Annotated in this window: 22 protein-coding genes and 1 tRNA gene; 6 read left to right on the forward strand and 17 right to left on the reverse strand. The window is 63.8% G+C overall.

Features of this window, described 5'->3' with window-relative positions; all coding sequences use genetic code 11:
- The first annotated feature begins 49 nt into the window (after positions 1–49).
- Positions 50–126, forward strand: a tRNA-Arg gene (locus F3H41_RS10800).
- 128 nt (positions 127–254) lie between these two features.
- Here F3H41_RS10800 and F3H41_RS10805 read toward each other — a convergent pair.
- Positions 255–884, reverse strand: coding sequence for a TetR/AcrR family transcriptional regulator (locus tag F3H41_RS10805; protein ID WP_149738687.1), 630 nt, complete (start codon positions 882–884; stop codon positions 255–257).
- A gap of 121 nt (positions 885–1,005) precedes the next feature.
- Here F3H41_RS10805 and F3H41_RS10810 point away from each other — a divergent pair, with 121 nt between their 5' ends.
- Both F3H41_RS10810 and F3H41_RS10815 read left to right on the forward strand, forming a co-directional pair.
- Positions 1,006–3,042 carry an NADH:flavin oxidoreductase gene (locus tag F3H41_RS10810; protein ID WP_149738688.1) on the forward strand — a complete coding sequence of 679 codons (2,037 nt, stop codon included), beginning with the start codon at positions 1,006–1,008 and terminating at the stop codon, positions 3,040–3,042.
- Positions 3,043–3,244: 202 nt separating this feature from the next.
- Complete coding sequence (locus F3H41_RS10815) at positions 3,245–5,584, forward strand: methyl-accepting chemotaxis protein (protein WP_149738689.1); 2,340 nt, start codon at positions 3,245–3,247, stop codon at positions 5,582–5,584.
- Positions 5,585–5,679: 95 nt separating this feature from the next.
- Here F3H41_RS10815 and F3H41_RS10820 read toward each other — a convergent pair whose 3' ends face one another.
- Positions 5,680–6,630, reverse strand: a complete 951-nt coding sequence (locus F3H41_RS10820; protein WP_149738690.1) for a nucleoside hydrolase — start codon at positions 6,628–6,630, stop codon at positions 5,680–5,682.
- 283 nt (positions 6,631–6,913) lie between these two features.
- Between F3H41_RS10820 and F3H41_RS10825 the strand changes: the two genes are divergently transcribed.
- Both F3H41_RS10825 and F3H41_RS10830 read left to right on the forward strand, forming a co-directional pair.
- Complete coding sequence (locus F3H41_RS10825; RefSeq protein WP_149738691.1) at positions 6,914–7,345, forward strand: Hsp20 family protein; 432 nt, start codon at positions 6,914–6,916, stop codon at positions 7,343–7,345.
- A 52-nt stretch (positions 7,346–7,397) separates the two neighbouring features.
- Entirely contained in the window at positions 7,398–7,655 is a 258-nt protein-coding gene (locus F3H41_RS10830) for a DUF1150 family protein (protein ID WP_149738692.1), read from the forward strand.
- Positions 7,656–7,702: 47 nt separating this feature from the next.
- Here the strand turns inward: F3H41_RS10830 and F3H41_RS10835 are convergent, their stop codons facing one another.
- From F3H41_RS10835 to trpS, 15 genes are all read right to left on the reverse strand, one after another.
- Positions 7,703–8,404: a tRNA (guanosine(46)-N(7))-methyltransferase TrmB gene (locus F3H41_RS10835; RefSeq protein ID WP_149738693.1), complete on the reverse strand. Its 702-nt coding sequence runs from the start codon at positions 8,402–8,404 to the stop codon at positions 7,703–7,705.
- A 113-nt stretch (positions 8,405–8,517) separates the two neighbouring features.
- Positions 8,518–9,756, reverse strand: coding sequence for a methionine adenosyltransferase (metK, locus tag F3H41_RS10840; RefSeq protein WP_149738694.1), 1,239 nt, complete (start codon positions 9,754–9,756; stop codon positions 8,518–8,520).
- 210 nt (positions 9,757–9,966) lie between these two features.
- A complete protein-coding gene (locus F3H41_RS10845) occupies positions 9,967–10,386 on the reverse strand; it encodes a helix-turn-helix domain-containing protein (protein WP_149738695.1) in 420 nt (139 codons plus the stop codon).
- Between the two features lie 161 nt (positions 10,387–10,547).
- A complete protein-coding gene (gene lnt / locus F3H41_RS10850) occupies positions 10,548–12,131 on the reverse strand; it encodes an apolipoprotein N-acyltransferase (RefSeq protein WP_149738696.1) in 1,584 nt (527 codons plus the stop codon).
- A gap of 259 nt (positions 12,132–12,390) precedes the next feature.
- Entirely contained in the window at positions 12,391–13,569 is a 1,179-nt protein-coding gene (locus tag F3H41_RS10855) for a hemolysin family protein (RefSeq protein WP_149738697.1), read from the reverse strand.
- Positions 13,570–13,597: 28 nt separating this feature from the next.
- Positions 13,598–14,104, reverse strand: coding sequence for an rRNA maturation RNase YbeY (gene ybeY, locus F3H41_RS10860; protein WP_149738698.1), 507 nt, complete (start codon positions 14,102–14,104; stop codon positions 13,598–13,600).
- A 17-nt stretch (positions 14,105–14,121) separates the two neighbouring features.
- Entirely contained in the window at positions 14,122–15,180 is a 1,059-nt protein-coding gene (locus F3H41_RS10865) for a PhoH family protein (protein ID WP_149738699.1), read from the reverse strand.
- A gap of 33 nt (positions 15,181–15,213) precedes the next feature.
- Complete coding sequence (gene miaB, locus F3H41_RS10870) at positions 15,214–16,578, reverse strand: tRNA (N6-isopentenyl adenosine(37)-C2)-methylthiotransferase MiaB (RefSeq protein WP_244616177.1); 1,365 nt, start codon at positions 16,576–16,578, stop codon at positions 15,214–15,216.
- 92 nt (positions 16,579–16,670) lie between these two features.
- A complete protein-coding gene (locus F3H41_RS10875) occupies positions 16,671–17,459 on the reverse strand; it encodes a lysophospholipid acyltransferase family protein (RefSeq protein ID WP_149738701.1) in 789 nt (262 codons plus the stop codon).
- A gap of 28 nt (positions 17,460–17,487) precedes the next feature.
- On the reverse strand, positions 17,488–17,916 hold the full coding sequence (locus F3H41_RS10880; protein WP_149738702.1) for a Fur family transcriptional regulator: 429 nt from the start codon (positions 17,914–17,916) through the stop codon (positions 17,488–17,490).
- A 48-nt stretch (positions 17,917–17,964) separates the two neighbouring features.
- Positions 17,965–18,462, reverse strand: coding sequence for a GNAT family N-acetyltransferase (locus F3H41_RS10885; RefSeq protein ID WP_149738703.1), 498 nt, complete (start codon positions 18,460–18,462; stop codon positions 17,965–17,967).
- Between the two features lie 15 nt (positions 18,463–18,477).
- Positions 18,478–19,125 (reverse strand): tRNA (adenosine(37)-N6)-threonylcarbamoyltransferase complex dimerization subunit type 1 TsaB, encoded by a 648-nt coding sequence (tsaB, locus tag F3H41_RS10890; protein WP_149738926.1) that lies wholly within the window; start codon positions 19,123–19,125, stop codon positions 18,478–18,480.
- Between the two features lie 417 nt (positions 19,126–19,542).
- Entirely contained in the window at positions 19,543–20,112 is a 570-nt protein-coding gene (locus F3H41_RS10895) for a NifU family protein (RefSeq protein ID WP_149738704.1), read from the reverse strand.
- A 114-nt stretch (positions 20,113–20,226) separates the two neighbouring features.
- Positions 20,227–20,718: a universal stress protein gene (locus F3H41_RS10900; protein ID WP_149738705.1), complete on the reverse strand. Its 492-nt coding sequence runs from the start codon at positions 20,716–20,718 to the stop codon at positions 20,227–20,229.
- A gap of 80 nt (positions 20,719–20,798) precedes the next feature.
- Positions 20,799–21,866 carry a tryptophan--tRNA ligase gene (gene trpS / locus F3H41_RS10905; RefSeq protein WP_149738706.1) on the reverse strand — a complete coding sequence of 356 codons (1,068 nt, stop codon included), beginning with the start codon at positions 21,864–21,866 and terminating at the stop codon, positions 20,799–20,801.
- 340 nt (positions 21,867–22,206) lie between these two features.
- On the opposite strand from trpS, the gene F3H41_RS10910 reads away from it, so the two are divergent.
- Positions 22,207–23,517, forward strand: a complete 1,311-nt coding sequence (locus tag F3H41_RS10910) for a hypothetical protein (protein ID WP_149738707.1) — start codon at positions 22,207–22,209, stop codon at positions 23,515–23,517.
- The last annotated feature ends 110 nt before the right edge of the window (positions 23,518–23,627 follow it).

A 23,627-nucleotide genomic window follows, 5' to 3' on the forward strand; every position in this document is an offset into this window, starting at 1 on the left:
GAAGGACGTTTTAGAGGATCGCCACGCCGACGCGATCAGCGCGGCAGACGCACCCGTAGCTCAGCTGGATAGAGCACCAGACTACGAATCTGGGGGTCAGGAGTTCGAATCTCTTCGGGTGCGCCATTTTCCCCTTTGATTTTCTTGAAATTTTTCCGACGTGGTCCCGCGCCGTTGATGTCGTTGGCTTGCCGTTCATTTACAGGACGAAGCGCTGTCCGCCGGACGGCAGACCGATGGCGATCGCGCCCACCCTACTCCGGCCTATACCCATGCCGCGCGAAAAAGCGGTCGAGTTCGCGCTGGTGCGGGGCGTGGCCTGTGAAGATGGCGATGTATTCGGGGATGCGTTTCATGCGCAGGGCGAGATCCTCGCGTGATTGCATCGAGATATAGCCGATCTGGACCAGATAGGTCGTTCGGGAGCGGACATCGGCGGACGCTTCATCGAAGCCGAAGCGCAGGAAGATGCGGCTGAGGGCCTCCATGCGGGTCTGGTCGGCGGCCTGTACCTCAGCCAAAATCTCGGGCGATTGCAGGGCCCAGCTCCGGACGGCGAATTCGAAGGGGGAATCGAAGAGGTTCTTGTCCAGCCAGCAGTCGAAGACGTTCAGCATCGCTTCGGCCAGCGATTCCGCATAGGCCTCGCACTGTTTGACGAGATTGCCGGTGTTCTTCTCCCGCCAGCGCGCCACCAGCGCGGCCAGAAGTTCTTCGCGGTCGGTGAAGAACCAGTAGAAGCTGGTGCGCGAGAGTTTGAGCCGCTTGGCGAGCGGCAGGATCTTCACCGAATCGATGCCGGACTCAAGGAGCGCCTCATAGGCGGCCTCGAGCCACCCCTCGCGCGAGCCGCGCCACCCCCCATCATCCATCGCCTGTTCCATGCCCTCTCCTAGCCAATCAACCTGATGTCGGCAAGTGAATGTACACCCATGCTTTCATTCTTGACACCTGTGTACACTCCTGTTTACCGTTGCCGAAATCCCTTCAAACGGAGCCCGGCTCATGTCGAACGATCCCCTGCTTCAGCCCTTCCAGCTCAAGCATCTGACCCTGCGCAACCGCATCATCGTGACCTCGCATGAACCAGCCTATCCCGAAGACGGCATGCCGAAGGGGCGCTACCGGGCCTATACGGTAGAGCGGGCGAAGGGCGGCGTCGCGTTGACGATGACGGCAGGGTCCGCGGCGGTCTCGAAGGACAGCCCGCCCGTTTTCAACAATCTCCTCGCCTACAAGGACGAGATCGTTCCGTGGATCCGCAAGATGACCGATGCGGTCCACGAGACGGGTGCGGCGATCATGATCCAGCTGACGCATCTTGGCCGGCGCACGCGCTGGGACAAGGGCGACTGGCTGCCGGTTGTCGCCCCCTCGCACCACCGCGAGGCCGCGCACCGGGCCTTTCCCAAGAAGCTGGAAGACTGGGATATTGCGCGCATCATCAAGGATTTCGCCGATGCGGCCGAGCGCATGAAGGCGGGCGGCATGGATGGCGTCGAGCTTGAGGCCTACGGCCATCTCATCGACCAGTTCACCTCGCCGCTGACCAACGAGCTGGACGGCCCCTACGGCGGCTCGCTCGACAATCGCATGCGCTTCTGTTTCGACGTGTTCAAGGCCATGCGCGCGCGGGTCGGCAATGACTTCATCCTGGGCGTGCGCTACACGGCCGACGAATGTCTTCCCGGGGGGACGGGGCGGGACGAGGGGATCGAAATCTCGCGGCGGCTGCGCGACAGCGGCCTCATCGACTACCTCAACGTGGTGCGCGGCCATATCGACACGGATCCCGGCCTGACGGATCTCATTCCCATCCAGGGCATGGCGAGCGCGCCGCATCTGGATTTTGCCGGCGAAATCCGTGCCGCGACCCGTTTCCCGACCTTCCATGCGGCAAAGATCCAGGACGTCGCAACCGCCCGCCACGCCATTGCGGCCGGCAAGGTGGACATGATCGGCATGACGCGCGCGCACATGACCGACCCGCATATCGTACGCAAGATCATGGAGAAACGCGAGGACGACATCCGCCCCTGCGTCGGCGCAAACTACTGTCTCGACCGCATCTATCAGGGCGGGCTGGCCTTCTGCATCCACAATCCCGCGACCGGGCGCGAAGAGACCATGCCGCACACGCTGGCGAAGGCGGATGTTCGCCGCAAAGTCGTCATCGTGGGGGCCGGGCCGGCGGGGCTCGAGGCGGCGCGCGTGTGCGGCGAGCGCGGCCATGAGGTCGTCGTCTTCGAGGCAGCAAACAACCCCGGCGGGCAGATCCGCCTGACGGCGCAAAGCGAGCGCAGGCGCGAGATGATGAGCATCATCGACTGGCGGATGACGCAGTGCGAGAAGCTAGGCGTGATCTTCCATTTCAACACCTTCGCCGATGCCGCGACGATCACGGCCGAGGGCCCCGATGTCGTCATCATCGCCACCGGCGGCCTGCCGCATACAGAGGTTCTGTCAGCGGGCAACGATCTCGTCGTCTCCTCCTGGGACATCATTTCGGGCGATGTGCGGCCGGGCAGCAATGTGCTCGTCTACGACGATGCCGGCGACCATGCCGGGCTGCAGGCGGCGGAAATCATCGCCAAGGCCGGGGGCAAGGTCGAGATCATGACGCCGGACCGTTCCTTCGCACCCGAGGTCATGGCCATGAACCTCGTGCCCTACATGCGCGCCCTGCAGAAGCTCGACACGACGTTTACCGTCACCTGGCGGCTGGAGGCGGCGGAGCGGCGCGACAACCAGATCGTCGCCCATGTCGGCAGCGATTATGGCGGCGTCTCCCGCCAGCGCATCGTCGATCAGATCGTCGTCAACCACGGCACCATTCCGCTGGACGAGCTCTATTTCGAACTGAAGCCGGGTTCGAGAAATCTTGGGGAGGTCTCCTACGACGCGCTGCTTTCCGGCGCGCCGCAGGTCGTTGAGCGCAATCCCGAAGGCGCCTACCAGCTCTTCCGGATCGGGGACGCCGTCGCCGCGCGCAACACCCACGCCGCAATCTACGATGCGCTCAGGCTTTCAAAGGATCTGTAGCGGCGGAAAGCGGCTCGACTCTGCGGAGGGCACCCTCCGACCCGGGCTTATGAACTTTCCGTGACACCATTTGTCGTGCGGAGATTTCATTAGAATGTTAACAGTTATCAAGGATCGTGCGGCCAGAAGATCTTATTCGCTCCCATTCCTGATCCTTGCTCCAGACGAGGATGGTCCGGGGGCATGACGCCCGGAGTATCTCATGCTGTCCCTCCTTCCCAAGACACTGGCTGCCAAGCTGATGACGGTCACCGCCGCAACGGTTGCCGTGGTTCTGGTCGCCTCCAACGTGGTTCTCATCACGCAGACGCAAGAGCGCGTGACGACCCTGGTGTCGCAGCAAGCCGGCTCCGAAGCCAAGGCGATCGCCGCCGATATCGGCGAGAGCGTCGGCGAGCTTGCGAGTGCGGCGCGTACGATGATGGGCGCGATCGGACGGGCCCATCAGGACGGCAGGATCGATCGCGAGGGTACGATCACCATGTTGAAGGCCAATCTGGAACAGCATGCCTTTGCCTTCGGAAGCTGGTTCGCGGAGGCCCCTGAAGCCTTCGACGGCAAGGTCATCAAGGACGACCTTGCCAAGGGCGGCAACAAGGATGGTGCCTTCACGCCCTATTGGTCGAAGAACAAGGATGGGCAGGCGCAGCTGTCCACCTTCGCAGCCAACTACGCGGCCGAGTGGTATGATGCGGCGGCCAGGAGCGGCAAGGGCGCGATCACCAAGCCCTATCTGGCAGAAGGCACGGATGTGCCGACCACGATGAGTTCGATCGCCTATCCGGTTTTCTCCAACGGCAAGATGATCGGCGTCGGCGGGGTGGATATCTCGCTCGGCTCGCTCAGCGAACGCGTTTCGTCGATGCGCCCCTTCGGCACCGGCAATGTGATGCTGGTGTCCCAGGACATGAAATGGCTGGTCGGCCCCTCCCCGGATGTCATGATGAAGGATGTCGACGGTCCCGGCGCCGATGCGGTGAAGGCCGCTCTTGCCGAAGGAAAGACCACCCAGCTCGAAGGCATTGCCGGACGTGACGGCCAGGATGTGCATCGTCTGGTGATGCCCTTCCAACTGCCGGGTCTCAATGCCCGCTGGGTGCTGCTCATCGATGTCCCGACCGCCGTCATCAGCGCGCCGGTCTACCAGCAGACCTACATGATGATCATCGGCGGGCTAGCCGTTCTTTTGGTCGTGCTTGTCGCGCTCTATCTCACCGTGCGCCATCTGATCCAGCGTCCCCTGAACGGCCTGATGCGGGACGTCGGTGCGCTCAGCAATGGCGATTACGACCAGCCGGTGGGGGGACAGACCAATACGGATGAAACCGGGCTTGTCGCCCGGGCGCTGGAAGGCTTCCGTCACAAGCTGGCCGATACCCACCGCCTCGAAGCGGAAAGCGAACGCCAGCGCACCGCCGCCGAGGGCGAGCGTCAGCGCAGCGAACAGGAGCGCACCGCGAGCGCCGCCCTGCAGCGTGACATCGTCAACAAGCTCGCCGCCGGCCTGTCGGAACTGTCGACCGGCAATCTGACCTACCGGATCGTCGACGACTTCCCGGGCGAATACGCCCAGATCAAGCGCGACTTCAACACCGCGATCGAAAGCCTCGAGCAGACGGTGACGACGGTCAACGCCGCCGTGGCCAATATCGGCGCGGGCACCGGCGAGATCAGCTCGGCCTCCGGCGATCTCTCGCAGCGCACCGAACAGCAGGCGGCCAGCCTCGAAGAGACCGCGGCGGCGCTCGATGAGCTGACCTCGCAGGTGAATGCCAGCGCCGACAATGCCCGCACGGCGGCCAGTTCCGTCCAGGCGGCAAGCAGCGATGCCGAACAGTCCGGCGAAGTTGTGCAGCAGGCGATCACCGCCATGCAGGGTATTGCCCAATCCTCCGGCGAGATGAGCCGCATCATCGGCGTCATCGACGACATCGCCTTCCAGACCAACCTGCTCGCCCTTAATGCCGGCGTCGAAGCGGCGCGCGCCGGGGAAGCGGGCAAGGGCTTTGCGGTCGTGGCGCAGGAGGTGCGCGAGCTCGCGCAGCGGTCCGCAACGGCCGCCAAGGAGATCAAGGGGCTCATCAACGCCTCTGCGGGCCAGGTTCGCGATGGCGTGGACCTCGTCGGACGGGCCGGCGACGCGCTGCAGAAGATTTCCGCACAGGTCATGCAGATCAACGGCCTCATCCGCCAGATCTCCAACTCCGCCGGCGAGCAGGCCGTCGGCCTCAAGGAGATCAACGCGGCCGTCAACCAGATGGACCAGGTCACCCAGCAAAATGCCGCCATGGTGGAAGAGACGACAGCCTCCAGCATGGCCCTCAACGAAGAGGCCATGCGGCTTTCCGAGCTCGTCTCGCGCTTCCGCATCGCCGGCGGCCATCAGCGGATGGGAGCGAACCCGGCGGCGCGCCTGCGCCAGACCGCGCAGACCATGCGCGCGGCCGCACCGACGCGGGATGTTCAGCCCGCCAGTCACCGCGCCAGTGCGCCGAAGCGTGCAGCCTCCGGCGGGGGCAGCGACAGCTGGGAAGAATTCTGAGCCTGCCGCACCGCGCAGATGACACCATAAGGAAAGGCCCGGAGAGCGATCTCCGGGCCTTTCGCCTTTAAGATGGCTTCAACCTCAGCCGCGCATCAAAGCCGCGCGACGCGCTCCGTCAGCAGTTCGAAGAAGGCCTCGTCATCGATGAAACGCATGACATGGGCATTGTGCGGACGCTTGGTCACCTGCCACCAGTCGACAACGGTCATGCCGACCGTCAGCGCCGACTCCGTTTCGATCTCGACGTTGCAGTCGCGGCCGCGGAAGAGTTCGGGGCGGATGAGATAGGCGATGACCGTCGGGTCATGCAGCGGGCCGCCGTCACTGCCGTACTTCTCCACGTCGAAGCGCTCGAAGAAGTCCAGCATCTCGGCCAGCGCAATGGCCGGTGCGGTGCCGATGGCGCGGATCTTTTCCACGCGCCGGCGCAGCGTCAGCACGCGGTGGGTGACGTCGAGTGGCATCATGACGATCGGGATGCCGGAGGCAAAGACGATCTTGGCCGCGTCCGGGTCGACATAGATGTTGAATTCGGCGGCCGGCGTGATGTTGCCGCCCTCGAAATAGCCGCCGCCCATCATGATCAGCTGGCGCACGCGCGGAGCGATGTCGGGCGCGCGCTGCAGAGCGGTGGCGATATTAGTCAACGCGCCCAGCGTGCAGAGCGTGATCGTGCCCTCCGGCTCGCCCCGGAGCGTGTCGATAATGAAATCGACCGCGTGCTTCTCCTGCAGCGGCATGGTCGGATCTGGCAGATCCGGCTGCGGCCCGTCGATGCCGGTGCGCCCGTGCACGTGCTCGGCGGTCACGAGCTGGCGCAGCAGCGGCCGCTCGGCACCGGCGAAGACGGGGATGTTGGTGCGACCGCACAGTTCGCAGATGACGCGGGCGTTGCGCGAGGTCCAGTCGAGCGGCACGTTTCCGGCGACGGCGGTGATGCCGACAACCTCGATCTCGTCCGGGCTGGCCAGCGCCAGCATGATGGCGGCGGCGTCGTCCTGGCCGGGGTCGGTGTCGATGATGATCTTGCGGCGCTCGGCCATGATTGCACTCCTGAAAGCCTGTCGCGATCGGGCCGATCGCAGGCAAGCCTTTTAACGCGAATTTTCATCCCTGTCGCTCCTTGCGAGCGGGCAAGGCTGTTTGTGGAGGCTGCTTAAGCATTTGAAATCGCGCACGATGATTTGCGCGGGGAATGCGACCATTGCGCCTTGCGTTCGCTGGGCGCACTTCCCATATTGCAGGCCATGGATGCCTGCGGGGTCCATTCACCGGCCGATGCCCGAGGGCGCGGCGCCAAGTCGCTTGAACGCCAAGGGCTTTGAGATGAGCAGGATGACGACCTTTACCAGCCCCCTTCTTCTGGGCTTCGATGCCATGGAGAAGACGCTGGAGCGCGTTGCCAAGGGCAATGACGGATACCCTCCCTACAATATCGAACGTATTGGCCGGGATGCGGCCTCGGATCTTCCCGAGAGATTGCGGATCACGCTTGCGGTCGCCGGCTTTTCCGAAGACGAGCTCGATGTGACGACGGAAGAGAACCAGCTCGTCATCCGCGGTCGGCAGTTGGAGACGCAGGAACGCGACTACCTCTATCGCGGCATTGCGGCGCGCCAGTTCCAGCGCATCTTCGTCCTGGCCGACGGCATGCAGGTGCTCGGCGCGGAGCTGCGCAACGGTCTGCTCTCCATTGATCTCGTTCGCCCGGAACCCGCCCGCATGGTGCGGAAAATTAACATTTCCGTTTCAGACTGAGGCTCAAGCGAAGGTCGGCACTTCCACCCTCGCCGACGACGGAGCAGAGCCTATGGGACTGAAAAGTCTGAACACATCCATGTCCAAGAATGATCTCGCCCGCTTTGGGGCCGGAGAATTCGGCTATATCCGCAAGATCCGGTCTGAGGACGTCTCGCGGTGCTTTCCCGAGGCACCCGACATGGATCCCGGCATCGATCTGTGGGCGCTGTTTGGCGCCGATGGAACGCCGATCCTGCTTACGGACAATCGCTCCAGCACCTTCTACAAGGCGGCCGAAGACGAGTTGAAGACCGTCAGCCTGCACTGATCACCGGTCCTTGTGCGGCCGGACATCCGGCCGCTTCCAAAACGTTTCTATCTGCGGATGAAGGTGAGATAGGCGGAGCTTCTGCCTTCGCGCCTTGCCTTGGCTTCGTAGCGCGTGCTCGGCCAGGTCGCATAGGGCGTCAGCCAATCGGCCGAGCTTTGCGCCGGCCAGTCGAAGGCGCCGTGAGCACGCGTCTTCAGCAGGGTCCAGTTCACATAGGTATCTATGTCGGAGGCGAAGCAGAAACGGCCACCGGGCTTCAAGACGCGCGCGAAACGATCGAGATTGACGACGGAGACGAAGCGGCGCTTCCAGTGCTTCCGCTTCGGCCAAGGATCGGGATAGAGCAGGTCGATCTGGTCGAGGCTGGCCGTCGGCAACCAGTCGAGCACAACGGTTGCGTCGTCATCATGCAGGCGGATGTTGGAGAGCCCCCTCTCCTCCACCTGCGCCACCAGTTTCGCGATGGAGTTGACGAAGGGCTCGACGCCGATGAAGCCGGTCTTTGGCTCCTCGACGGCGCGGTGGATGAGATGCTCGCCGCCGCCGAAGCCGATTTCCAGCCTGAGGCGCTCGATCCCATCGGGGAAAAGCGCCTTCAGGTCCGCCGGCGCAGGATTGGCAAGGTCCAGCCGCAGGCGCGGCAGGATCGTGTCCAGTTGCTCGGCCTGCCGACTGCGCAACGGCTTGCCCTTGCGACGGCCGAAGAAGGCTTCGCTGGCGCGGCTGGCGCGGGGCTCGTCGGTCATCGGCTCATGTCTCCAGGCGGTCGGTCGTGGCGGCACCCGCAGGGTCGCCGGATGTGAAAACGGGTGCCTCCTTCCGGAAGCACCCGCCCTCATAATGCGAGATGGTCCGCGTGTCAGCCCTTCAGGGCGTCCTTCAGCGGCTTCACCAGATCGAGCTTCTCCCAGGAGAAGGAGCCGTCGCGGCCGGCCTTGCGGCCGAAATGACCGTAGGAGGCCGTCTTGGCATAGATCGGCTTGTTGAGGTTGAGGTGGCGGCGGATGCCCGACGGCGAGAGGTCGATGACCTTGCGAATGGCGGCCTCGACCTCGTCCTCGGTCACCGTGCCTGTGCCGTGCAGATCGACATAGATCGACAGCGGCTGGGCAACGCCGATGGCGTAGGAGATCTGGATCGTGCAGCGATCGGCAAGGCCCGCAGCGACGACGTTCTTGGCGATGTAGCGTGCGGCATAGGCAGCCGAGCGGTCCACCTTGGTCGTGTCCTTGCCGGAGAAGGCACCGCCACCATGGGGAGCCGCACCGCCATAGGTGTCGACGATGATCTTGCGGCCTGTGAGGCCCGCGTCACCATCCGGGCCGCCGATGACGAACTTGCCGGTGGGATTGATGTACCAGGCGCAATCGTCTGCGATCTTCAGGTCGGAAAGCGCCTCGCGGATAAAGGGCTCGACGACCGAGCGCACCTTGGCCGAATCCCAGCTTTCATCGAGATGCTGGGTGGAGAGCACGATGGAGGTCGCCTCGGTCGGCTTGCCGTCCACGTAGCGAACGGTCACCTGGCTCTTGGCGTCCGGGCCGAGCTTGCCGGCGTCACCCTCGCCCTTCTTGCGGGCGGCGGCGAGCAGATCGAGAATGCGGTGCGAATAGTAGATCGGTGCCGGCATGAGCTCGGCGGTTTCGCGGCAGGCATAGCCGAACATGATGCCCTGGTCGCCCGCGCCCTCGTCGCCCTGCTTGTCGGCGGCATTGTCGACGCCCTGGGCGATGTCGGCGGACTGCGAATGCAACAGCACGTCGATGCGCGCGGTCTTCCAGTTGAAACCGTCCTGCTCGTAGCCGATGTCACGGATCGCCTTGCGGGCGGCGGACTTGAACTTGGAGGGATTGATGACGTCCTTGCCGTCCTTGTCCTTCTTCATCAGGCTCGGCGGCAGGCGCACTTCACCGGCAATGATGACGCGGTTGGTGGTCGCCAGGGTCTCGCAGGCGATGCGCACCGTCCAAGGATCGACACCGGTCTTGGCCGCTTCGCGGTAGACGAGATCGACGATTTCATCGGAAATGCGGTCGCAGACCTTGTCCGGATGGCCTTCCGCCACGGACTCGCTGGTGAAGAGATAGTTGGCACGCATCGGGAAGTCCCCTCAAAGAAAGAGCTGGCAGAGCTGGTTGCGATCTGGCGTTAGCATATAGGCAGAACGATATAAATATATCTTTATGTGCCACCCCAACAAAAAAGCGGCCCACAGGCCGCTGTTTTGATCTTTCACGCTTGCCCGAACCTAGAGGAGCGGTGGCGTCATTCAGCGCGCCGTCGCAACGGCGGTCGCCGGAGAGATCGTCTAATCCACATCGGCGTCCGTGGCGATCGCCTTGACGAGATCGACGATCTTGCGACGGACCTTCGGGTCAGCGATCTTCACAAAGGCGCGGTTGAGCTGCAGGCCTTCGGAGGAGGAGAGGAAATCGACGACGTAGTTCGAGCTTGCCACCTCGGACATGCCGGGTTGGGCAGCGCCGGCCTCACCGGGGGCATCCTCGAAGAAGAACGAGACCGGGACGTTGAGGATGCCGGAAATGTTCTGCAGACGGCTGGCACCAACGCGATTGGTGCCCTTCTCGTACTTCTGGATCTGCTGAAAGGTGATCCCGAGCTGTTCACCGAGCTTTTCCTGGCTCATGCCCAACATGGTGCGGCGAAGCCTGATCCGGCTACCGACATGGATGTCGATCGGATTGGGCTTCTTCTTGTTCTCAATCATCGTCATAATCCCTAGGGAACGCTTTCGCGGTGAACTCAGCCCGGCACATTATGCCAGTCTTGGCCGGGATGACAGACACGTCCCTCTCCCGGCGTCAGCATGGTTGAAGTTAACCCCTTCGGTCACTATGCAATTTTAGGGGTTTGCGGTCAATTGACCGCTCAGGCGTAACTTTTACGCGAAATCAGCGCAACCGTAAGCAATAGCGCACATCCGATCAGGAAGCCGCGCGTCTGCCAGGGACGCGGCACGGGCCGTGCTTCCTTGGCCGGCAGATCGACATCCACGAAACCCTTGGCATTGAGTTGGAGGCCATCCACAACAACGCCGCGCGGCGTGATGACGGCGGAAACGCCGGTGTTGGCAACGCGAATGAGCGGCAGCCCCGTTTCGACCGCCCGCAACTGCGCTTGGTGGAAATGCTGGAAGGGACCTGGCGTATTGCCGAACCAGCCGTCATTGGTGACGTTTAGCAGCGCGTCGGTCGTCAGCGGCGCCGCGTCGATCTCGTCGGGGAAGATCGCCTCGTAGCAGACAAGCGGGTAAAAGACCTTGCCACCCGGCAGTGTCAGCGGCTGATGGGCAGCGGCGGCCGAATAGCCGCCCGGCATAGAGGCGGCCAAAGCCTGGAGGCCGGCTTCCTTCAGCAGGTTTTCGAAAGGCAGGTACTCGCCGAAGGGCACGAGATGGACCTTGTCGGCGGCGGCGACGATCTGGCCGCGGTCGTCGATGACATAGACGGAATTGTAGTAGCGCGGCGGGAGGCCGGGGCCCGCATCTTCCGAACGCACGGCACCGGCAATGAGCACCTGGCCCTCCTCAAGCACATCGGCGATGCGCACCAGCGCATCCGGATTGAGCGTCAGAATGAAGGGAATCGACGTCTCCGGCCAGACGATGACCTTCGGCTTCGGGCGGCCATCGGCTGGCGCGGCGGCGCTCAGCGCCAGATGCTCTTCGAAGATCTGGCCGCGCTCGGCATCATCGAGCTTCTTGGCCTGATCGATCACCGGCTGGACAAGGCGGATGGGCAGGACAGGCTCCAGCGCTGCCGGTGCGGGGCGGCCAAGCGCAAAGGCGCCATAGCCCACATGGGCTGCGACCAGCAGCACCGCGACGGCAAGACCCGGCACGAGGCCGCGACGCGTGCCGAACAAAGCGGGCGTTGCGAAAACGAAGACGGCGAGCGTGGTCACGGCCCACAGGCCAATGGCGCCATCTGACTGCATCAGCAGCGGCACCGGCATGGCCGCATAGCCGATCGCATTCCATGGAAAGCCGGTAAAGAGAAAGGCGCGCAGCCACTCGAAGAGACCAAAGGCGGCGGCGAGCGCGCAGATGCGCCCTGCCCCCTCCGACCAGAAGAGGCGCGCCAGCAGCGTGGCGAAGCCGAAATAGAAGGCGAGGAAGGCCGGCAGGCCGATGATGGCGAGCGGCATCGCCCAGGCAAAATCCTCCGCCTCTACGAGGAAGGCGGCGCCGAGCCACCAGAGGCCGGCAAGGAAATAGCCAAAACCAAACCACCAGCCGACGAGAAATGCCGGCAGGCGCCGCCGGACCATGCCCGCGCCGGCCTTGCCGGTCGCACCGTCGATCAGCCAGACGAGCAGGGTGAAGGAGATGAACGGCGTGACGATGATGAAGAAGGGCGCCTGCGCGAGCACGGCAAGCGCGCCGGCCAACATGGCCAGGAATGCCCGCGCAATCCCCGAGGACAGGATCACGCGGCTCGCCAGTCTTTCCATGCCTTGTTCCCCTCACCGTCACCGTGCCGACAGCCACAAGCCGCCGCTGCAGGTCTGACGCGCCTGGCCGTCCCCATAACGACAGCCCCGCGAATCACCGCGCAGTCTTCCAAAATTGCGTGGATTTGTCCTCCCATGGCGACGTTGCGCGAAGCGGGAGGTTTGGCGCGCCCGTCACCAAGCGATACCCCAGGGCCGCATGGCGCGCTTGACCGCGCCCATGCAAATCGACCGGCCGTTGCGGGGCCGGCCGTCCTATTCAATTGCGGGAGTCGGTGGCGGAGGGTCCGTCCGGCGAGAGCACAGGCTCGGTGATCGCCGAGGCGGCGGGCGCCACTTCTTCCGGCACCGGCTCTTCCTTGACCCGCCGGCGTACGGCCAGCGCGCGCCGGCGCATGATCCGGACCCGCTTGACGCGGCGCGGATCGGCATCGAGCACCTGAAATTCGAAGCCTGGAATGGCCTGCACCACCTCGCCGCGAGCCGGAATGCGGCCGAGCGCCGCGAAGATCAGGCCACCGAGCGTGTCGACGTCCTCGATCTGTTCGGTCACGTCGAAATCCGGGCCGATCGCCTTGGCGATCTCCTCGAGTTCGACGCGGCCATCGGCCACGAAAATATCGTCGGAGGTACGGGCGAACATCACCTCTTCGTCGTCATGCTCGTCCTCGATATCGCCAACGACCATTTCGACGATGTCTTCCAGCGAGGCGAGGCCGTCCGTGCCGCCATATTCATCGATGACGAGCGCCATCTGGATGCGGGCGGCCTGCATGCGCTGCATGAGATCGAGCGCCGGCATGGAAGGCGGCACGAAAAGCAGTTTGCGGATGATGCCGGCCTCTTCCACCGTTTTCGTCAGATCGACGCGGCCGAGGTCGAATTCGGCGCGCGGCTGGCGGGTCGGTTTTTCAGGCTTCTCCGCCTTGTCGGCGGCAGCGGCGCGCGCGCCATTGCGACGCTTGTTGCGGGCCTGCTTGGTGACGTGGGCGAGAAGGTCGCGGATGTGGACCATGCCTCGGGGATCATCGAGGCTTTCGCTGTATACCGGCATGCGCGAGCGGCCGGACTCCTCGAAAAGCACCATCAATTCGCCAAGCGTGATGCTCTGGTCCACCGCCTCGATATCGGCGCGCGGCACCATGACGTCCTCGACCCGGATTTCCCGAAAGCGCAGGATGTTGTTGAGCATGGCGCGCTCGGCGGGGGAGAAGGCATCATCGCTGCCGCCCTCGGTCATCAGGGCATCGGCAAGATCTTCGCGAAGGTTTGCGGAGCTGCCGGCCCGGAAGATGCGGGCTGCCCGCTGCCAGAAGGTGCTGTTCGATCGCCCGCTCTCGGCTCGCGAGGCGGCGCTTGTACTGCCAGCCTCGTCTGAAGACGCGGCGTCCGCCTCGTCCTTGTTGACCGTCAAAGGTCCTGTCTTGAAATCGTTCATTGTTCCAAACTGTCAAACCGGGTCAAAGTCACACCGGATCGGTGTCCCCGTAGGGATCAGATAACCCAAGACCGGCCAAAATGCGAGTCTCAAGCCCTTCCATCTCCTCGGCGTCGTCCTCGTCAACGTGGTCGTAGCCAAAAAGATGCAGGAAGCCATGCACCAGGAGGTGCGTCAGATGCGCCTCGAACGGCTTTTCCTGCTCGCTCGCCTCCCGCGCCACGGTCTCCTGCGCGATGATGATGTCACCGAGCATGGGGCCGGGCATGTCGCCGGGCTGGATCGGTGAAGCCGGGAAGGACAGGACATTGGTCGGCTTGTCGAAGCCGCGCCATTGGGCATTGATGGTGCGGATCTCTGCGTCGTTGGTGAAGACGAGGGAGACTTCGACCGGCTGGCGGGCAAAGGGCTGATCCTCCTCGACCGCGAGGAAACCGGCGGCAAATTCGAGGACGCGGCGTGCCTCGTCGAGAAGCGCTTCCTCCTCTGCCCAATCGCCCTCTTCGCGGGAAATCTGGATGTCCAGGCGTGCCATGATGATCGGAGACCGGCCTAGCGGTCTCCGCCCCGCTCGCTTTCGTCCATCACCGCGGTCTGTGCCTCGTAGGCCCGCACGATCCGGGCCACCATCGGGTGGCGCACCACGTCCGCATCCTTGAAGCGGACAACGGAGACGCCTTCGACGTCGCGCAGGATCTGCAGCGCCTCGACGAGGCCGGATTTGACGCCGCGCGGCAGGTCCACCTGGCTGGGATCGCCGGTGACAATCATGCGGCCATTTTCGCCGAGGCGCGTCAGGAACATCTTCATCTGCATCGATGTCGTGTTCTGGGCTTCGTCGAGGATGACGGCGGCGTTGGCGAGCGTGCGGCCGCGCATGAAGGCGAGCGGCGCGATTTCGATGACGCCGGCCTGAATGGCGCGTTCCACCTTGTCGCCCGGCATCATGTCGTACAGCGCGTCATAGAGCGGGCGCAGATAAGGATCGACCTTTTCCTTCATGTCGCCGGGCAGGAAGCCGAGGCGTTCGCCGGCCTCGACGGCCGGGCGCGAGAGCACGATGCGATCGACCGCGCCGCGCTCCAAGAGTTGGGCGGCATGGGCGACGGCGAGATAGGTCTTGCCGGTGCCGGCCGGGCCGATGCCGAAGACGAGTTCGGAGCGCTCCAGCGCGCGCATGTAGACGTCCTGCGTCGGCGTGCGAGCGGCGATGGTCTTCTTGCGTGTCGAGATCTGCGCGAGGTTCAACTTGGCTTTCCGCTCCATGGTGGGCAGTTGCAACTGGTCGTCGGCGGCCTGCACCATGCGGATGGCACCCTCGACATCGGATTTCTCGATCGTGCCGCCCTTCAGCAGCCGGTCATAGAGATAGTCGAGTGCGTTGCGGGCCTGGTTGGTGGCCGCGATATCGCCGGAAATCGAGACCGAATTGCCGCGCGGGCGGGCGTCGATGTGCAGGCGCTCCTCGATCAGCTTCAGGTTCTGGTCGAACTGGCCGAAGAGTTCGCTGGCGTAGCGGTTGTTCTCGAAGGTGAGCACGAAGTGATTGGCACCGGCCGTTGAGGCTTTCGACTGGCGCGAGGGCGACGTCATCAATTCGTGTCCGTTCAAGCGGTCAGGCTCCGTCCATTGGCAGTCCGGTCCTCACGCGACCTCGGCATGGAGGCTGTTGGTGCCGGCTGCGGTGATTCGTACCCTGATAATGTCACCGATTTGCGATGTCTTTGCATCAACAATCACAGGCTGGAGCCAGGGCGAGCGTCCCACGACCTGTCCGGGCAGGCGGCCTGGCTTTTCGATCAGGAGATCGATCTCGCGCCCGACGCAGGCCTTCTGGAAGGCCGTCTGCTGGGCAAAGAGCAGAGCCTGCAGGCGTTCCAGCCGTTCGGACTTCACATCCTCCGGCACCTGGTCGGTCAGATCGGCGCCGGGCGTGCCGGGGCGGGTCGAATATTTGAAGGAGTAGGACTGTGCATAACCCACAGTCTCGATGAGCCGCATCGTGTCCTCGAAGTCCTCGTCCGTCTCGCCGGGGAAGCCGACGATAAAATCGCCCGACAGTGCGAGATCCGGCTGGACGGCACGGATCCGCTCGATCAGCGCCACGTAATCGGCGGCCTTGTGGCGCCGGTTCATGGCTTTCAGGATGCGGTCGGAGCCGGACTGAACGGGCAGGTGCAGGTAGGGCATCAGTTTCGGCAGGTCCCGGTGCGCCTCGATCAGCGCATCATCCATGTCGCGCGGATGGCTGGTCGTGTAGCGCAGCCGGGCGAGGCCCTCAATGTCGCTGAGATGCGCGAGGAGATGGCCGAGCGTCCATTCCGTGCCGTCGGGACCGACGCCATGCCAGGCATTGACGTTCTGGCCGAGCAGGGTCAGTTCGCGCACGCCGGCCTCCACCAGTCGGCGCGCCTCCGCCTCGATCTGGGCAACGGGGCGCGAGACCTCGGAGCCGCGCGTATAGGGCACCACGCAGAAGGTGCAGAACTTGTCGCAGCCTTCCTGCACGGTCAGAAACGCCGTCACGCCGCGGGCGCGCGTGCGCGCCTTGTCCGGCATCGGCAGATGTTCGAACTTGTCCTCGATCGCATAGTCCGTTTCGATGACGCGCTCGCCGGCGCGCGCACGGGCCAGGAACTGTGGCAGGCGGTGGTAGGTCTGCGGTCCCACGACGAGATCGACAGCGGGCGAGCGGCGGATGATCTCGGCCCCTTCCGCCTGCGCCACGCAGCCGGCGACGCCGATCACCATCTCGCGGCCATCGGCGGCGCGCGCCTTCTTCATCTCGCGCAGGCGCCCGAGTTCAGAGTAGACCTTCTCGGCCGCCTTTTCGCGGATATGACAGGTGTTGAGCAGAACGAGGTCGGCATCCTCGACGCTGTCGGTGGAGACATAGCCGTCCTTCGCCAGCGCATCCGACATGCGGTCGGAATCATAGACGTTCATCTGACAGCCATAGGTCTTGAGGAAGACCTTCTTGGGCGTGGCAGAGGATGCAGGGGCCGCCATGGCGGCCGTCGGGGCGGCGATCTCGGTGCTCATGGCCGTCTCCATAGTCGAAAGACGCGGTAAAATGAAGGCCCGAGAGTCCTTGGCCGCTATCAGCGGCCGCGCAGGCGCCGGATGAGCATGGAGCGGATGCGGATGCCGATCTCGCGGCTGACCAGCTTGCGGTTGCTGGTGGCCTCGTAAACGACCGCTTCCCCGAAGACCACGTCGACATCGATGGCGCCGGCCCGCAGCAGGCCCATCAGGCTCGGCACCAGCCCAATGTCGCCCGGCCAACCGGCGATGGTGCGGTGGAAGCGGCCCATGGGCATGCCGTAGACGCCGGTGTAACAGAGCGCAACGGGCTGAACGTGGACGAGCCCGGTCGGCGAGAGCGGCACGGCGGAGGCGGCCGCGCCGAAGAGCGAGGTCTTGATCTCCAGCAGGCGGTTGCCGTCGGACGTCGTGCCTTCCGGAAAGAGCACGACAATCTCGCCGGCCGCCAGTCGCCGGCCGATCTCGTTGACCTGATCGCCGGTGCTGCGCTTTTGCTCCCGCTCGATGAAGATGGTCGCCTGAAGGCGGGCGAGAAGGCCGAAAACGGGCCAAGCCTTCACCTCCGACTTGGCGATGAAGACCACATCGGCCACCGAGCCGAGTACGACGATGTCCTTCCACGAGACGTGGTTGGAGGCGAGCATCAGCGGACGATGGGGGTTGAGGTCGCCATGGACGCGCACGCGAATGCCGAGCGCATGGCAGGCGGCCTTGTGCCACACGCGGGGGAGAAGGCGGCGAAGCCTGAGGTCGAAGCGCAGGCAGACAAGCTGCACTGGCAGAAGAACCAGTGTGAAGAGGATCAGCAGGGTCGCCGCAAGCGCCGTCCGCAGCCACTTTATCATCGGGCGGCTCCGGGCATTTGGCCCATGCTCACGCCTCGTCCTTCTTCAATGGCACGCCATAAAGCTCCAGCCGGTGGTCGACGAGGCGGAAGCCGTGCTCGCGCGCGATCCGCTCCTGCAACGCTTCGATTTCCGGCGAGTGGAATTCGATGACGACGCCCGTCTTGAGGTCGATCAGGTGATCGTGATGCTCTTCCGGCACCGTCTCGTAGCGCGAGCGGCCATCGCGGAAATCGTGGCGCTCGATGATGCCGGCATCCTCGAACAGCTTCACGGTGCGGTAGACGGTCGAAATCGAGATGCGGGCGTCGACCTTTACGGCGCGGCGGTAGAGTTCCTCGACATCCGGATGATCGGCCGAGCCTTCAAGCACGCGCGCGATGATGCGGCGTTGCTCGGTCATGCGCATGCCGCGCGCGACGCACAGGTCCTCCAGCGATGTTTCCGGTTCCGTCATCAGTGGCAACTTTCTGGCGCTCACATTTGGCGAGGGTGTGGAAGCGGACTAGCGAAGATCGCGCCGCATGACAAGCGCCGCGGTCCGCCTGCCGGTGGCGTCCTGATAATAGCCGCGTCTTTCCCCGACCTTCTCGAAGCCGAGCTTGCGATAGAGCGCAAGCGCAGCCACGTTGGCTTCATCGACCTCGAGGAACATGGAGGCCGCGCCGCGCGACAGGGCCTCCCGCTGGGCGCCCTGCATGAGGCGCCAGCCAAGGCCCGTGCGGGCATAGCGAGGATCGACGCAAATCGTCAGGATTTCCGCTTCATCGAGCACCGCGCGGGAGAGCACGAAGCCGCCAGTGACGCCCTTTACGATGGCATTCGACTGGCGGGCTACAAGGCCGAAGACCGGGGCTTGAACAATCAGGCCGTGAAGATCGCCATCGGACCAGGGCGCGGCAAAACGCTGGCGATGCAGGACGGCCGCCGGCTGGCAGTCGGCCTCCTCCATCGCGAGGATGTCGAATTCGGGCTTGCGGGTGAAATAATCGACGAGGCTCACGAGCGGGATCGTCCTTCAGGCACGGGCCAGCGCAAAACCGAGCTGCGGCTTGGCGTCCGGGCCGCGCAGATAGAGCGGACGGGGCTTTTCGCCCGGTTCGGCGCGCGCGCCCAGCATTGCCACGACCCCGATGTCGGCCGGGCCGAGATCCCCGACATCAAGGCCGAGAGCCGCTCCTGCCGTGCCAATCAGGCGGGCGGAGACGCCTTGTGCCCGCCGCCTGGCCTCATCGACCGGCAACAGAAAGGCATCGCCGTCCGGATTGCCGTCCGCGTGGAAGGCCTGCCCGTAGACCTCGTCACGCTTGGCATCCAGGAGAACCATGACCGGCGTCTTGTCACTGCGCTGCGCCATGGCGGCGAGCGTGGCGAAGGTGGTGATGCCGACCGCCGGCTTGCCGCAGGCAAGCGCGAGGCCCCTGACAGCCGCGACGCCGACGCGAATGCCGGTGAAGGATCCGGGGCCGACGGAGACGGCGAAGCGGTCGATCGCGGACAGGGGCAGGGCGGCACGATCGAGCGCTTTGGTGAGGAACCCCATCAGTTGCTCGGCATGGCCGCGGCCGATCTCCTCGCCGGCACGCGCCAGCTCCCGTCCCGCCGAAGCGTCATAGACAACCGCGTAGCAGCCGCTTGCCGCCGTATCCAGCGCCAGCACGATCATGGCATGCACCCCTCGTTCCGCTTCGCGACACAACAATTTATGCATCGCGATTCAGGTGCGGATAGCCGGTATCGCGCTGCAACGACAAGAAAAATCGTGTGGTTTTGGTGTCGGTTCACGCATGGTTGCTTGGGGGCCGCGGGCTGAGCTACTCCGCCAGTTACCCCATTCCGGCCTCGGAGCTCTTACAGAACATTACCCGACTAATTTCCCAGACGCATCAGGCCAACCAAGCATGCTGGGGCGAAGGTAGGAGCAGTGCTGATATACAAGGCTAAAACATCTCTGCCGTCATCCTCGGGCCTGACCCGAGGGTCCACAGCCCCGGTTGCGGAGGGCCGCGTGGATGCTCGGGTCAAGCCCGAGCATGACGGAGGTGGAACTGACCACACCCGAACCGTCCAGCCCCTTACCGCCTCAGACCGCCTCGACAGCCTGCACTTCGGGGATGAAGTGGTGCAGAAGATTCTGCACGCCGTGCTTCAGGGTCGCCGTGGAGGACGGGCAGCCGGAGCAGGCGCCCTTCATGTTGAGGAAGACGGTTCCATCGCGGAAACCCTTGAAGGTGATGTCGCCGCCATCCTGGGCGACGGCGGGGCGGACGCGGGTTTCAAGCAGCTCCTTGATCGTGGCGACGATGGTTTCGTCACCCGCCTCGAAGAACTCGCCGTCCTCGTCGGCCTGCTCATGATTGGCACCGGCGCTCGCCATGACGGGCGCACCCGACATGAAATGCTCCATGATGGTGCCGAGGATGGCGGGCTTGAGGTGCTGCCATTCCGGGCCATCCTTGGTGATGGTCACGAAATCATAGCCGAAGAACACACCGGTGACGCCCGGAACGTCGAACAGACGCGCGGCCAGCGGCGAGGCGGCGGCCGCCTCCATGGCCGAGCGGAACTCGGCCGTTCCCTGCTCCATGACCACCTTGCCCGGCAGGAATTTCAGGGTCGCCGGGTTCGGCGTGGCTTCGGTCTGGATGAACATGGTCTTGCTCCGTGTCCGGCAGGCCGTCAGCCTCAGCCGGTCTCAAGTTTAGAATTATTCCAAAATATAGTCGGTTCAACGCCCTGCTTCAAGGGTCGGCGCCATGCGATGCCGTCAGCTCAGGGCGTCGATTTCCTCGTCCGTCAGCGCATCCGGGATGACGGTGACGGGGATCGGGAACGCCGCGGCCTTGCCTGCGATGGAGGAGACGAGCGGTCCCGGGCCATCCTTGGCGGAACCTGCGGCGAGAACGAGAATGGCGATGTCGCGGTCCTCCTCGATGAGGCCGTGGATTTCCTCCGCAGCATTGCCTTCGCGAATCACGCATTCCGGCTCGATGCCGATCGTCTCGCGCACTTGCTGGGCGATTTTCGCCAGCGTCGTCTCGGCTTCCTCGCGCGCCTCGGCGCGCATGATCTCCTCGACGCCCAGCCAGTGTTGGAAGTCACCGTTGGCGATCACGTAGAGCAGCACGAGGCCGCCATTGGAGTTCTTCGCACGCATGCCGGCATAGTGGACGGCGCGCATGCATTCGGGCGTATCATCGATGACCGCCATGAATTTGCGGCGGTGACCTTCGAGGCGGGAAAGGCGACGTGAAACCATGGGCGGGAGATTACACGGGACAATCCGGCCCGCAAGGCCGAATTGTTGCCGTGTCGATCCGACCGGTTCGATGGATGCGTCTACTGCAGGAATCCGACGATGTCACGCACGTCGTGCATGACCTTCTCGGCACGGGCACGCGCCCGCTCTCCGCCATCCCTGAGGATCGCGTCGATATGGGTCGTGTCATCCATCAGGCGGCGCATCTCGCCGGTGATCGGCGAAAGCACGTTCACGGCAAGGTCGATCAAAGCCGGCTTGAAGACCGAAAACTGCTGGCCGCCATATTCGTTCAGCACGTCGAGCTTTGTACGGTCCGACAGGGCCGCGTAGATCCCGACGAGATTGTCGGCTTCCGGCCGGCCCTTCAGGCCCTCGACCTCGCTCGGCAGGGCGTCGGGATCGGTCTTAGCCTTTTTGATCTTCCTGGAGATCTGCTCGGCATCGTCCATCAGGTTGATGCGCGAAAGGTCGGATGGGTCCGACTTCGACATCTTCTTGGTGCCGTCGCGCAGGCTCATGACGCGAGGCGCCGGGCCGTCGATCAGTGGCTCCACCATCGGGAAGAAGGCGTGCACGGGCTCGTCGCCGACCTTGATGTCGACGCCGGTGCCGGCATCGCGGATCTGCCTTGTGAAATCCAGGTTGAACTTCATGGCGATGTCGCGGGCAAGCTCCAGGTGCTGCTTCTGGTCGTCGCCAACGGGCACATGGGTGGCGCGGTAGACGAGGATGTCGGCGGCCATCAGGCTCGGATAGGCGAGCAGGCCGAGCGAAACCTGCTCGGCATTCTTGGCGCCGGACTTATCCTTGAACTGCGTCATGCGCTCCATCCAGCCGATGCGGGCGACGCAATTGAAGATCCAGGCAAGCTCGGCGTGCTGCGGCACGGCCGACTGGTTGAAGACGATGTGCTTCTTCGGATCGATCCCGGCGGCGATGAAAGCGGCGGCGATCGAACGGATCTGGCCGCGCATGTCCTCATGCACGAGTTGGGCGGTGATCGCGTGCATGTCGACGACGCAGTAGATGCAGTCGTTGTTATCCTGCAACGCCACGAACTTTCTGATCGCGCCGAGATAGTTGCCAAGGTGAAGATTGCCGGTGGGCTGCACGCCCGAGAAGACGAGGGGCTGAAACTCTGCCATGGTGATCCCGTTCAGGCTGGTGGAGGGCCGTCGCACGGGAACGTTTCGTCGCCCCGCCGAAGTCGGCCGAGCTTATGCACCGAGCGGCTGCGGCGATCAAGAGCGGGGGAAGTCGGCAGGTGACGCGAAACGCGCGCTCGCGCAATCGCGCCTGACGCGACATCGGCCAAGGCGCAAACAACCCAGAAATGGTCGGCATCACTTCGCTTACATTGCCCGAAACTTGCACTAAGACCGCATGAATATTAAAAAATCTTGAAAATACGACCGATTGTGTTAGGAATTGGCTATTCTTTCCGGGGAGACAAATATGGAGCCGATTGCGTTCCTCAAAGCTTTCATGAAAAATGATAAGCAGGACCAGGCGACAATTGAGGCTGAGCAGAGCGAAGTAAAGGTCTCCAGTCATCCCGCCATTCAGAAGCTGATCGACTTCGAATCCACCCTGGAACGTCTTCAGGACATCCCCAAGGCATTCGGGCGCTTCATTCCGCAGTTCGAGGAAATGCTCGACGACCTGGCGGACTATAAGGAACGTTGCGGCCAGCTGGAAGAAAACATCAACGAGGAGCGCCAGCGCAACTCGGAAATGACGGCTCGCATCGAGACGATGAAGGCCGAAACGGAGCGTCTGGAATATGGCCTGCAGCGCGAGGCTGCCGCCCACACCGCCCAGCGCCAGAAGACCATCGAACTCGAAGCCTCTGTCGCGGATCTTCGCCTTGCCAATGCGGATCTCAATTCACGCCTGTCGCGTCTTGACCCGATGGTGCGTGAGCTGAAGATCACCAAGGAGACCCTGGTCGCCGAGCTGGAAAAGGCTCAGGACCTCAAGGAACGCTCCGAGCGCGAAGTCACCGAATTCAAGAGCGAGGTGGTTCGCCTGCGCGAACAGACCGCCAAGCTTATCGAGAGCAACAACAACCTGACGGCCGACAAGCTGAGCCTGACGGAACGCGTTGATACCGCCATGAAGGCGCTGGCCGAACGCGACAACACCATGAATGCCGCCAAGGATCAGATCGCCTCGCTGGTGGCCAAGCTGAAGCGCGAGACGATGGTGTCGCGTTCGCTGAAGAACGAGAACGACCAGTTGATCAAGGAGCGCGAGGACATCCGCCTCCAGACGGAAAGCCAGCTGGAAGCGGCGCGTGGCCGCTATCGCGTGCTGGAACGCCTGCTCGAGGAATCGCGCATGCGTTACCAGGCCGAGGCACATACGCTGAACTCGGTCCGCCGCGAGAAGAGCCAGCGCGAATACGAACTCTCGCAGCTCAATTCCACCCTCAACTCCTCCAAGGAAGAGGTGATGGACCTGCGCCGCCAGCTGCTCACCACGAGCGAACTGGTCGCAGCGATGAAAGAAGAGATGGCGAGCGAGGGCGAAAAGCGCCGCAAGCTCGAAATCGAGCTCGACATTGCGCGCGAGGAGAACACCCGCCTCGACAGCGCCCTGAAGTCGAACACGGCGCTGATGGAAAACAACGACCTGCAGCACGCGACGAAATTCGCCGAACTCGTCGGGGTCATCGAGGCGGTGCGCGCCGAGAACGACCGCCTGCGCGACGAGATCGAGGGCTACCGCTTCGTCGACAACAAGGATGACGATGAGGACGGCCCCGGCGGGACGGTGATCAGCCTGACGCGGTAAGCCGCAAGAATCGACATTGCAAAGGGCTCGCCAACGGCGGGCCTTTTGCTTTTGGGGTGCTTGGATGCTGATGGCATGCGGGCTTGGATTGCCCCCCTCTGCCCCGCCCG

The organism is Rhizobium sp. RU20A, from assembly GCF_900155885.1.
Lineage (GTDB): Bacteria > Pseudomonadota > Alphaproteobacteria > Rhizobiales > Rhizobiaceae > RU20A.